This window comes from Citrobacter sp. wls718 (assembly GCF_005280945.1).
GTDB classification, from domain to species: Bacteria; Pseudomonadota; Gammaproteobacteria; order Enterobacterales; family Enterobacteriaceae; genus Citrobacter; species Citrobacter gillenii.
Genome location: NZ_SZWV01000097.1, coordinates 25353 through 37807 on the forward strand (window position 1 = coordinate 25353; position 12455 = coordinate 37807).

Here is a 12455-nt window from a genome sequence, read left to right on the forward strand (position 1 = left end):
CTACGCAAGATTTCCGCCGGGATCCGTGAGCGTGCCGGTGAAATTAGCGCGCTTATCGTGGCGGAAGGCGGTAAAATCCAGCAACTGGCGGATGTTGAAGTCGCGTTTACCGCCGACTATATCGATTACATGGCGGAGTGGGCTCGCCGCTATGAAGGTGAGATCCTGCAAAGCGATCGTCCGGGCGAGAACATCCTGCTGTTTAAACGCGCCCTTGGCGTAACCACGGGCATTCTGCCGTGGAACTTCCCGTTTTTCTTGATCGCCCGTAAGCTGGCTCCCGCCTTGCTGACCGGGAATACCATTGTCATTAAGCCAAGCGAGTTTACGCCGAACAACGCTATCGCTTTTGCCAAAATTGTCGATGACATCGGCCTGCCGCGCGGGGTGTTTAACTTGGTGCTCGGACGGGGAGAAACGGTGGGTCAGGAGTTGGCCGGGAACCCGAAAGTGGCGATGGTCAGCATGACCGGCAGCGTAGTGGCCGGTGAGAAAATTATGACAGCGGCGGCGAAAAATATCACCAAAGTGTGCCTGGAGTTGGGCGGTAAAGCCCCGGCTATCGTGATGGATGATGCGGACCTCGAGCTGGCCGTGAAGGCGATTGTCGATTCCCGCGTGATTAATACCGGGCAGGTGTGTAACTGCGCCGAGCGCGTGTACGTCCAGAAGGGGATTTACGATCAGTTTGTTAATCGCCTGGGCGAGGCGATGAAAGCGGTGCAGTTTGGCAATCCTGCGGAACGTAAGGACATTGCGATGGGGCCGTTGATTAACGCCGCGGCGCGGGAGCGTGTGGAGCAGAAAGTTGCGCGTGCGGTGCAGGAAGGGGCCCGCGTGGTGCTGGGGGGCAAAGCGGTTGAGGGGAAAGGATATTACTACCCGCCAACGTTATTGCTGGATGTGCGCCAGGAGATGGCGATTATGCACGAAGAAACCTTTGGACCGGTGCTGCCAGTGGTGTCGTTTGACGCCCTGGATGAGGCGATTGCGATGGCTAACGACAGCGACTACGGTCTGACCTCATCGATTTACACGCAAAACCTGAACACGGCGATGAAGGCGATTAAAGGGCTGAAATTCGGCGAAACCTATATCAACCGTGAAAACTTCGAAGCGATGCAGGGCTTCCACGCAGGCTGGCGCAAGTCCGGTATCGGCGGGGCAGATGGCAAGCACGGTCTGAACGAGTACCTGCAAACGCAGGTGGTTTATCTGCAATCCTGATATTTTTGCCGGGTTGGTTTAGCGACCTACCCGGCATAATCATTACACCTTGCTGGCTATCCAGTTCATCATCATCTCCGGCCAGATGGCCAGCGGCAGTCCTTGCGTATCACGAATGCCGAACCCATGCTTGCCCCGTTCAAACAGATGCATTTCAACCGGTACGCCGAGCTTGCGCAGCGCAGTAAACAAGACCAGGCTGTTCTCGACTTTGACCGCTGGATCGTCAATCGCATGCAGCAGGAAGGCGGGCGGCGTGGTGTCATCCGCTCTTTCTTCCAGGGAGTAGTGGTGAATGTCTTGCTCTGCGGGCGCGGCGCCAACCAGCTCAAGACGTGAGCCCGGATGGGCGACACCTTCCCGCAGGCTAATCACCGGATAAACCAGCGCCATGAAAGCAGGGCGAGTGGGCTGTTCATCAATGCTATCCATCGGCGCATACACCGATTCTGCAAAGCGGGTTCCCAGGCTGGCGGCGACGTGCCCCCCGGAGGAAAACCCCAGTACGCCGAGACGGAGCGGATCGATTTTCCACTGCTGTGCGTTGGCGCGAATGTAGCGGATGGCGCGCTGGGCATCGGCCAGCGGTGCGTTTGATGCTTCCTCGTGACCGTCTCCCGGCATGCGATAGGTCATCACAAACAGGGTATAGCCACGCGCGGTAAAGAACGGTGCCAGCGCGCTGCCTTCTTTATCCATCACAACGCGACGATAAGAACCGCCAGGGGTGACCAGGATCCCCACGCCGTTCGGTTTGGCGGGGGCGTAGACGGTAATTTCAGGGGCGCGAATGCCGGTTACCGCGCGGTCGTAGTCTGACGTTCCGGTGTGCCGAGGTTCAGGCGTAAATACCGCATCGCTATTTTTTGCTCCGGGGGCTTCGCCCTGCGGCCATATCGGGTAGGTGGTCGCGTGGGCAACGGCTTGCGCCATCATATTCTCTAATGTTTCACGGCTCAGTGCTTCCATTACGTTGCTCCCTCAGTGGCAAAGGGTAGCTATAACATAATTAATACATTGAAAACGGGGAACGATTCACAACGTCTTGAATTCGCGAGAAATAAAAAGGGGTATACGTTATTCCACCTCATGCCTGGACGCGTGGGCACCTTCCAGCTGTTCCTGTTTGCGAAATGCACTGGGTGACAGACCTACCGCACGATGAAAATCCCGTGAGAAATGCAGCGGATCGTTGTATCCCACCTGAACCGCAATTCGGCTGATACTTTCCTGAGTTTCCACCAGTAAGCGTCGTGCCTGGGACAGACGATAATTCTTCAGCCATTTGAGCGGGCTTTGATTAAACGTCGCCTGGAACAAGCGAAAAAGCTGCGACTTACTCACCTGACAATAATGCATAAACTTTTCGATATCCCACTCATCGTTGTAATGACTGTGGATTTGGTACAGCAGTTTGCCCAGCCCCCGATGGGTGATCACCTGTGACTGCGCGGCGTCGTGGCTCCGGTTTTCCAGCAGGGTAAAAATCAGCTGGCTGCACAGCATATCGCAGTAAGCGTCGGTCACCAGGGTGTAGCTGTTCATACGAGCAAAAATATGGTGATAAATCTCAACAACTTTTTCTGGATCCGCAAACTGGAATACTGGGCGCTGAGGGACATCCATTATCTGCATGATATTATTCAATTTCGATCCCTCTATTCGCAGCCAGAGGATCTCCCATGGGTCGCCTTTATCGGGGAAATGTTCGTGCGGCCAGCGTACTGGCAGCCAGGCCAGTTGCCCCTGACTCACTGGATATAACCGATCCTCAATACGAATAAAACCCGCACCGCGCAGGCAAAAGATCAACTCATGGCCGACGACCGACTGGCGATGAATGCGGAAATCTGCGGCAGTATCTATATGGCCGGCGCGTAAAATTCGATAGTTAATCAAGGGTGAAAACTCATCGGAGCCACGATACCAGTTGGCAATTATGCGGGTCCGTTGTTTTTGCGTGGGCATGGCTGGCCTTTGGCATTGTGTTTTTGATGCGTCCGTTGTACTCACCATGGTGGCACTTTTTCCCAGCCAGTATGCCTTTTACATGAACAATTTTTGAACTCACTCACATTTCCATTGACATGAAAATTTCATCCATGTTTCAGGGAATCCTGCCCATCACGCTTATCGTCAGCCCCGGCTAAAGTAACGTCATCTTCACTGTGTTCTTACAATTTTTTTACTTACCACACAGGAGCTGTCCATGATTGATTTTAACGACCCGCGTCAGATCGCAAAGGCGATTCAGTACACCAACGTCAACCCGGATTTGACGCGTGAAGGGGTGATTCAACATCTGGAAACCTGCATGCAGTACCAGTTTGATGCCGCCATGATTGCACCTTGCTGGGTGGCTCTTGCAAAAGAGATACTGAAAGGAAGCGGCGTGCGCGTGGCGACGACCGTTAATTTCCCGATGGCTAACGATACGACGGCAATGAAAGTGGCGGTGGTGCGCGAACTGGCGAAGCAGGGCGCGGATGAGTTCGACTTCCCGCCGAACCCTGGCTATTTGCTGGGCGGCCAGGACGATCTCTATTTTGATGAGTTGAAGACCGTGACCCATGTGGCCCATGACCTCGGTATGAAAGTGAAAGCCATGCTGGAGTTTGGATTTATTACCGAAGAGGCATTGAAAATCAAAGCAACACGCTATGCTTTCGAAGCTGGTATTGACTGGGTGAAGCAGTCCAGCGGTTGGGGTAAGGGGGGGTGTGAAGCGACGGTAGAAGATGTCCAGCTTCTCAAAGCCCATATTCAGTTACCGTGTCGGGTAAAAGTATCCGGTAAGGTCAATACCCTGGAAAAAATGAAAACGATGTTCGAAGCCGGGGCGGAACTGGTCGGCACCAGTTCCGGACCTGAACTGGTAAAAGGTCTGACAGGGGATATTAACGCTTATTAACGTATGGCCGTCGCAGCCTGGCTGCGATGGCGCATTGTTATGCCATTGTCAGGTGAAAAGGAGAATGACTGATGAGTATTTTTATCCTTGGTAGCTATGCCAAAGCGCTGGTCATGACGGCTGAACGTATTCCGCTGGCGGGCGAGACATTAATCGGCACCGACTTCCGCCAGACCTGGGGTGGAAAGGGGTCGGATATGGCCGTACAGGCGGCCCGACTCGGAGCCCACGTGGCCTATGCAGGTGTGGTCGGCGACGATACGTTTGGCCATGAATTCGTCGCGTTAATGCGTGAAGAAGGCGTCAATATTGAGGCGCTGACCTTAACGCCCGAGCTGCCCACCGGCGCTGGATTGATCATTAAAGATAATCAGGCCCGTAACGTGATCGTCGTGGATATGGGGGCCAATAAGCTTTTCACTCCGGCGCGGGTGGACGAAGCGCAAGTGCAAATGGCGCAGAGTAAAGTTGTGCTGGCACAACTGGAAATCCCGCTAGAAACCGCACTCTATGGCCTGACACTCGCCAAACAGCTTGGAAAGATTACCATTTTGAATCCGGCGCCCGCCTGTGACCTGCGCGGCGTGAATCTTCGCCATATCGATTACCTGACGCCGAATGAAACCGAAGCGCGCGTTGCGCTAGGACTGGCTCCGGACGATGGGCGCAGTAACCGTGAAATTGCCGATCTGTTGTTGGAAACCGGCTGCAGCCATGTGGTGATGACGCTGGGGGATGCCGGTAGCGCGGTGTTTACCCGTACCGACACCCTGGAAATCCCGTCCTGCAAGGTCGACGTGGTGGACAGTAACGGCGCGGGTGACAGCTTTAACGCCGGGTTGGCAGTCGCCTTAAGCGAAGATCAACTTATTGATAAAGCTGCATATTTCGCCAATGCCACCGCCGCACTGTGCTGCTGTGACTGGGAAACGGTCCCTTCCTACAAAACACGCAAAGACGTTGAAGATTTTCTCGGTTGTTAATTATAAAAATTCCATTCGGAGAGATAACAATGAGACCTGAACGTATCCTACATCCTCAACTGGCAGCAGCGCTGTCTACCCTGGGCCACACCGATATTATTCTGGTGACCGATGCTGGTTTCCCGATCCCGGCGAACGCTAACCGTATCGATCTTGGTTTTTGGCCAGGTATCCCGGACGTGACGGATATTCTCCGCGTCCTGCGCCAGGAGGTTTTTGTCGAAGATATTCAGTTCGCTCGCGAAGTGCGCGACTGTAATCCGGATCTGTACCGTCAGGTACAGGATATTTATACCGGTTCCGGCGCGGACTTTAGCGAAGCCAGCCATGAAAGACTGTGCAGCGAGATTGCCCACCAAGCCAAAGTGATTATCCGTTCGGGATCGTTTAACCCGTGGGCCAATTTCGCGCTGGTGGCCAGTACTGACCCCTTCGCCTGGTTTTCCGAGGGTTCGAACGTGCAGCCGCTACCCGCCTACGTAACACGCCGTCAGCGGATTAAAGAAAATTACGTACCACAACTTAAATAATGTGGCGGCTGTTGCGTTTCGCAACAGCCTGGTCATTAGCGGATTATTGCAGGCACACGACAAGGCGATATGGGCAATGTTCTCTCCTCATTAAGCCCGTATGCTGGTAAGGATTGTGACGATGAAATATCCATTTTATTTGTACTTTAGCTGCTGCACGGCTATTTTTGGCGGGATCATGTTTGGCTTTGATATCGCGATTATTGCCGGTGCTATTCCTTTTATTCAGACTTACTTTAACTGGAATGAACTCCAGCTTGGCTGGGGAGTCAGTTCATTATTAGTTGGCTGTATTATCGGTTCGTTCAGCTCGGGGTATATCACTAATAAATTTGGCCGCAAACGTGTTTTAATTATTTCTGCCATTATCTTTGGTCTTTCCTGTGTGGGCACCGGCATCGCCACGAATGAAACCACATTTATCCTGAACCGCTTGCTGGGTGGGATTAGCGTGGGGGCGATTTCGGTTTTGTCGCCGATGTATGTCGCGGAAATGGCCCCTGCCTCCATGCGTGGGCGGATGACTGCGATATATCAACTGTGCATCATGCTGGGTATTTTACTTTCCTATCTGACCAACTATTTTCTTAAGGATCTGGAAAATAACTGGCGGTTGATGTTTATTTCCGGCGTTGTCCCGGCGGTCGTATTCTTTGTCGGGCTGCTGTTTATCCCGGAGAGCCCACGCTGGCTTACCCTGAAAGGCCAAAAGCAAAAAGCGCTAAATATATTGCAACGTTTTTATTCTGCTGATGAAGCGCAAAGAATGACCGCTGATGTGGAGAAAAACCTCGCGGCCCATCATGCTACTCAGTCCAGCACGCTGTTTCATAAAGACGCGCGCAGCAGCATTATGCTAGGCCTGATTCTGGCTGTGCTGGTGCAGTTGATCGGCTGTAATGCCGCCCTCGATTATGCGCCGAAAATTATGATGGCTGCCGGGTTCTCAATAAGCTCCGCGCTCTATTTCAATATCTTTATGGGCATTATTAACCTGACAGCCACCGTGGTTGGCGTGGTGTTAATTGATCGAGTAGGGCGCCGCCCGCTTTATCTCTATGGCTCGTTGATTATGGGTGTGTCGCTGTTTTTCCTCGGCTTCTCGTTCCATCATGCCTTGCCAGCGGGGGTGACGCTGTTCTTTTTGTTCTCGTATATCGCCTGTTTTTCTGCCTGTATCGGCCCGGTTTTCTGGACGTTGGTTTCGGAGATGTTTCCTAACGCGATCCGCAGCAAAGCGGTGGCGCTGGTCTCCTTTACCCAGTGGATCTTTAATTTCCTGGTGGTCTGGCTGTTTCCTTTTACGCTCGCCACCTTTGGCGGTAACAACACATTCTATTTCTTTGCCGTTATGTGTCTGATCCAACTGATTATCACCAAACGGATGCTGCCGGAAACCAAAGGCAAATCGCTGGAAGAAATTGAACAATTCTGGTTGCAAAAACAGCGGAGTGCTGCACCACAGCGAGAGCGTTCGGTGGTGAAAGGCCGTGCGCTGCACTAAACAACAGCGGCGAGGTGATCCTCGCCGCCAACGCATATCATCATCAACGGGGGCATCATGGATTCGTTAGAACGCTTATTAGAACAGGCGACTCGTCCGGCGTTACCGCAGAGAAAAGATTATAGAATCGGTATTATCGGGGCCGGCTTTATTGTTGAGCACTGCCATCTGGTGGCGTATCAGAAAGCCGGTTTTACGACCTACGGTATCACTTCGCTGGATACCACCCATAGCCAGCGCCTGTCCGACATGTTTGCCATCCCGAAAGTGTATGCATCCTGGAAGGAGATGGTGTGTGATCCGCAGATTGAGATTATTGATATCGCTGTACCGCCGCATATTCAGTTAGAGATCGTGCGCTTTATCTGCGCTAAAGATTCCCCGGCGAAAAACGTGAAAGCCATTCTTTGTCAGAAACCGCTGGCGATGTCGCTGGAGGCCGGGCGTGAAATCGTGCGGCTGAGTCAACAGAGTGGTATTCCCATCGCAGTGAACTCCAATATGCGCTATGACCCATCAATGCGGGCGCTGAAGTACATTCTCGATAATCAACTCATCGGCACGCCGGTGATTGCCAGTATTGATATGCGCGCTATACCCGACTGGCAGCACTTCCTGCAGCAATACAAAAAGCTCGAGCTGTATGCGATGGCGATTCACCATATCGATGCCTTCCGCTTTTTATTTGGTCATCCGATAAAAGTGACCGCTGTGTGCCGCACTGATCCGCGAACCACCTTTGAACACACCGATGGTATTACGCAATACACCTTCCAGTATGCCAATGGCCTGATCGCGACCAGCCTGGATGATGTCTGGGCCTGGCCGGGGGAACCTTGTGCCAAAAACAACTACATCAACTGACGTGTGGAAGGTACCGATGGGCTGGCAGAAGGCGATTTCGGCTGGCACCGCCGACCGCCGGAGTATTGCGGCAGCACGTTGAAACTTGCATCGCGCGACTACCCGGATCGCTGGGTGATGCCGCAATGGGAACGTCAGTGGTTCCCGGATGCGTTTATCGGCACCATGGCGAACCTGATGTGCGCTCTGGAGCACGGCGTCGAACCGGACATCAGCGCAAAAGATAACGTAGGCACGCTGGCCTGTATTGAAGCCTGTTACCTCTCAATACAGGAAGAACGAACGGTTTATCTCAATGAAATCCTTCTGGAGAATACAAAATGATTAACGTCGGCATCTTTACCGGTTATTACCCTTACACGCTGGAAGAGACCATTGCGAAGATTAAGCAGGCGGGCATGGGCTGCGTACAGCTCGACCTCGAATTCACTGATATTGATCTCAGCCGTGGACACATTACCAAACAGAAAGCGCACCAGGTGCGTGACGCGTTTCGTCAGGCGAATCTGCCCATTGTTGCCATTTCAGCTTATACCAATCTCGTGCATCCTGATCCGGTAAAACGCGCGGAGAACATCGCGGCGGTAAAAGAGATCCTGGCGCATGCAAGGGATTTTGGTACGCCGTATGTGATCAGCGAAACAGGGACTTATAACGTCGACAGCGACTGGCTATACGATCCCCAAAACAGCACCGAAGAGGCGTATCAGGAATTCAAAAGTATCGCCCGAGAGCTGGCGACCTTTGCCTGGGAGCATGGGGCGGTTTTCCTGGTGGAAAACTACGTCAACAACATCATCGGTTCGGTAAGCCAGGTTGCGCGGTTGATGCGTGATGTTGAACATCCAGGGCTTGGGCTGGCGCTGGATCCCACCAACTATTTCGACGACAAAAACATTGATGCTATTGATGAAACACTACACAGCATCTTCAACGTGCTCGACGGTAAAATTAAAATTGCCCACGCCAAGGACTGCAAAAAAACTGATGTGGTTATTGAGAAATTTGGCGACGGAGCCGCGGAGCATAACAGCTTCCGTGGGGCCGGTTCGGTGGAACTGCCGGCTGCCGGCCTCGGGTCACTCAACTATCTGCTGTATGTGGAACTGCTCGCTAAAAACCATCCGAATATTCCGCTGATTATTGAACATGTGGATGAGTCGGATATTCCGCGCGCCAAAAATTTTGTCGATGACGTACTGATGGTGACCGGGACGTAATGCTTCATCTGCAACCGGTATTCCGCTGTACTGGCGGGGTACCGGCAATCGTTATTTTTTGCGGTTACACGTAATCAACGGAAAAGGATCTAACAAAGTTAATGAATTTTTAACAAAAGCTGGTTATGTTGACGCATTATTGTTTTTACTCAGGAAGTGTTATGGGGAATAAGTATTCTGGCCTGCAAATTGGCATCCACTGGCTGGTTTTTTTATTGGTGATTGTGACCTACTGTGCCATGGAACTCCGCGGATTTTTCCCGCGCAGCTATCGCCCCGGGTTCAACATGGTACACGTGTCCTGCGGCATCACGATTTTAGCGCTGATGGTAACGCGCCTGCTGGTCAGACTTAAATATCCGACGCCGCCGATTGTGCCAAAACCGAAGCCAATGATGACCGGTATGGCGCATCTTGGGCATCTGGTTATTTATCTGTTGTTCATCGTCCTGCCGATAATTGGTCTGGTGATGATGTACAACAGAGGGAATCCGTGGATCGCCTTTGGCATCGTTATGCCACATGCGACAGAAGCCAACTTTGATATTGTGGATATGCTGAAGTCCTGGCATGTGACGCTGGCAAAACTGGGCTATTTTGTCATTGGTCTTCATGCCGCTGCCGCCCTGATGCATCACTATTTTTGGCGGGATAATACCCTGCTACGCATGATGCCGCGCAAGCGTTCGTAATGTCGATAATCAACGCCCCGCATTATGCGGGGCGTGTGTTTTGGGCCACTTATTTTTTGATGCTCTGCACCTGAGGGGACCGTTTTTTCAGACTGACGATCGCCAGCGCCACAACAATCAATACAATCCCGCTCCCTTCAACTACGCCGGGCTCTTCACCCAGCAGCCACCAGGAAAACAGGACCCCGCAAACGGGTACCGCCAATGTGCTTAAACTGGCAATACTGGCTGGTAAATTACGCAGGACAAACAGCCATAAACTCCATGCCAGCGCCGTTGCCAGTATGGCGCTATAGCCTAACGCCCAGAAGACCACCGGCTGCCAGTCAGGGCTGCGCTGAGGGACCAGGAAGGCCCCACCAGGCTCATCACCAGTGCGGCATACAGCATCTGCCATGAGGTTAGCGCGAGCAGATCGATATTCGGATGACGGGCATACATGCGCTTGGCGACAATGACGCTCGCCCCCCAACTGATCCCCGACAGGATCGCCAGCAACGCACTTTTCATTGAGGTGAAGTCCATCTGCCACGGCTGTAAAACCAGCAGCAGTCCGGATGCCGCTACCGCAATCGCGGCATACTGTATACGCCGCATGCGTTCGCCCAAAAACATGGCCGCCATAATCACCACCCAGAATGGCATGGTATAGCTCAGGATCGCGACCTTACCAGCCCCGCCGCTGACCAGCGCCCATTGCGACAGCCCAACCATGCCGCAGGTCTGCAACAAAGCAATTGCCAGCGTATAGCGGAAAGGCGTCGGGCGCATCCCTCGGCCTCGAAGCATCAGGACAATAAATAAGACCAGTGCGCCGAAAGTGCAGCGTAGGGCAGTGAAGTCGAACGAGCCGATGTACAGCGTGACCTGTTTCATGGCGATCCAGCTGTAGCTCCAGATGAGCGTCAAGGCGACCAGGCCGCCAATCGCCAGTGGGTTACTTTTCCCTGCAGTGCTCATGGTGTATCCGTTTTAATGACTTTATGGCGCCACTATACCCGGTTTATGACCGCGATACCGTTTATCGAAAAATCATTGTTTTTTATTACCTCCTTTCTAATCAATAGACTACTAATCATGCATGCACTTTTTTATAAACAATATTGATATGTTTAAAATTGTAAAAATATTGTTTTTTTTAACTGCGTCTTTCATCAATTTGTTTCCTATACTTTTTTTGCCGCTAATGAAAGGAGTTCCACCATGCTCAAGACCGTTCCATTTAAGCGGACAGTGTTGGTCAGTATGTTTACACATGCGGGATGGTGAGTATGAACAAGGTACTGCTCATTTTTTTGATGTGTTTTATTAGCGCTCTGGCTTTTCCCTCATTCGCGGCGGAGCCCCGACAGCAGCCATCGGAACAGGAACGTGCGCGGACGGTGTATATCTTTCACCAGCCGATTGTGATGCTGCAGGCAAAATTTGGCTTAACCACGCCAGAAGAGCGGGTGTTGCGCATCCGTAATACGCTGCGTAATTTTACGCAGGCGGACCTGCGTGAACCGCTGAAAATTGTGCCGATAACCCGCTACAACCAGCCGGGAAGGCTGATCGTCATGAACGGCAAACCGCTGCTGCTGCTGGCGCAAGCCGATCTGGATGAAGGCGACGATCTGACCCTCGATCAGGCCGCTCAGCGGGTGCTGGTGCGCATGGAGACCCAGCGGACGGCGTTGCGCGATCAATTTGACGGCGGTTGGCTGGCGCTGTCTGCGGTGAAAACAGCCGCGGGATTGCTGGGGCTGATTCTTTTTTTCTATGGCGCGTACCGTTCATGGCGATGGGTTCGCCGTTATTACCGGCGTCGAATCATTGCCAACAGAAGCTGGCTCCCCCAGCGCTGGCGGCGTTTTACTGGTGCAATCGAGGCACGTTTGTATGCCTTATTGATGATTCTGCTGGGCATGGTCGCGTTGTATGTCTGGCTCAGTTGGGTATTTAGCCTGTTTCCCTGGACGCGTGTCTGGGGGACATCTTTGGGTGATTGGTCGATACGGGTGCTGCGTGAAATCGCGCTGTCGATTGCGTCGGCATTACCGGGGCTGATGATTGTCCTGATTATTGTTCTTATCACCGCGTTTATTCTTAAACTGCTTAAAGTTGTACTTAATCAGGTAGAAGCAGGGCGCTTACAGCTTCCCGGTATTCACCCTGAAACCGTGGGGGCGACGCGTAAGCTGATTTCCGTGGTGGTGTGGTTGTTCGCCCTTTCAGCAGCCTATCCGTTCCTTCCTGGCGCCAATTCACTGGCGTTCAAAGGGATTAGCGTGTTCTTTGGTCTGATGCTGACACTCGGGTCGGCAGGGGTAATGAATCATGCCATGAGCGGGCTGGTGCTGATCTACTCCCGCGCCCTGCGTAAAGGTGACGTTATTCGCGTTGCGGATAACGAAGGGTTGGTGAGCGAGATAGGCATGCTCGCTACCAAAATCATTACCCGTGAAAATTACGTCGTCACGGTGCCGAACGCGGTGGTGGTCAGCGGCAAAATTACCAATCTCAGCGCACAAAACTCGGGGGG

General features: G+C 52.7%; 10 protein-coding genes and 2 pseudogenes. 9 read left to right on the plus strand and 3 right to left on the minus strand.

Translation table 11 applies throughout. The features are described from left to right. Positions 1-1227, plus strand: a 1227-nt coding sequence (gene aldA, locus FDW95_RS18250; RefSeq protein WP_249359214.1) for an aldehyde dehydrogenase, incomplete at its 5' end; no start/stop codon positions are given. 42 nt (positions 1228-1269) lie between these two features. On the opposite strand, the gene FDW95_RS18255 is transcribed toward aldA, so the two are convergent. Both FDW95_RS18255 and FDW95_RS18260 read right to left on the minus strand, forming a co-directional pair. Further along, positions 1270-2196 carry an alpha/beta hydrolase gene (locus tag FDW95_RS18255; protein WP_115258374.1) on the minus strand — a complete coding sequence of 309 codons (927 nt, stop codon included), beginning with the start codon at positions 2194-2196 and terminating at the stop codon, positions 1270-1272. A 108-nt stretch (positions 2197-2304) separates the two neighbouring features. Next, on the minus strand, positions 2305-3195 hold the full coding sequence (locus tag FDW95_RS18260; RefSeq protein ID WP_170973027.1) for an AraC family transcriptional regulator: 891 nt from the start codon (positions 3193-3195) through the stop codon (positions 2305-2307). Positions 3196-3436: 241 nt separating this feature from the next. Between FDW95_RS18260 and deoC the strand changes: the two genes are divergently transcribed. The 7 genes and pseudogenes from deoC (at position 3437) to cybB (ending at position 9931) form a co-directional block, all read left to right on the plus strand. Then, complete coding sequence (gene deoC, locus FDW95_RS18265) at positions 3437-4138, plus strand: deoxyribose-phosphate aldolase (protein WP_115258376.1); 702 nt, start codon at positions 3437-3439, stop codon at positions 4136-4138. A gap of 71 nt (positions 4139-4209) precedes the next feature. Then, positions 4210-5121 (plus strand): ribokinase, encoded by a 912-nt coding sequence (locus FDW95_RS18270; RefSeq protein ID WP_170973028.1) that lies wholly within the window; start codon positions 4210-4212, stop codon positions 5119-5121. 29 nt (positions 5122-5150) lie between these two features. Further along, positions 5151-5651 carry a D-ribose pyranase gene (gene rbsD / locus FDW95_RS18275; protein ID WP_115258378.1) on the plus strand — a complete coding sequence of 167 codons (501 nt, stop codon included), beginning with the start codon at positions 5151-5153 and terminating at the stop codon, positions 5649-5651. 121 nt (positions 5652-5772) lie between these two features. Then, positions 5773-7155, plus strand: a complete 1383-nt coding sequence (locus FDW95_RS18280; protein ID WP_161959024.1) for a sugar porter family MFS transporter — start codon at positions 5773-5775, stop codon at positions 7153-7155. Positions 7156-7212: 57 nt separating this feature from the next. Then, positions 7213-8343: pseudogene (locus tag FDW95_RS18285) on the plus strand (Gfo/Idh/MocA family oxidoreductase). Further along, positions 8340-9239 (plus strand): sugar phosphate isomerase/epimerase, encoded by a 900-nt coding sequence (locus FDW95_RS18290; protein WP_115258382.1) that lies wholly within the window; start codon positions 8340-8342, stop codon positions 9237-9239. The pseudogene FDW95_RS18285 and the gene FDW95_RS18290 overlap by 4 nt, the downstream one beginning before the upstream one ends. A gap of 161 nt (positions 9240-9400) precedes the next feature. Beyond that, positions 9401-9931, plus strand: coding sequence for a cytochrome b561 (gene cybB, locus FDW95_RS18295; protein ID WP_115258383.1), 531 nt, complete (start codon positions 9401-9403; stop codon positions 9929-9931). Between the two features lie 49 nt (positions 9932-9980). On the opposite strand, the pseudogene FDW95_RS18300 reads toward cybB, so the two are convergent. Continuing rightward, positions 9981-10891 (minus strand): annotated as a pseudogene (locus tag FDW95_RS18300) (DMT family transporter). Positions 10892-11202: 311 nt separating this feature from the next. On the opposite strand from FDW95_RS18300, the gene FDW95_RS18305 reads away from it, so the two are divergent. Next, positions 11203-12455: mechanosensitive ion channel family protein (locus FDW95_RS18305; RefSeq protein WP_249359217.1), on the plus strand; the 1253-nt coding region annotated here is incomplete at its 3' end.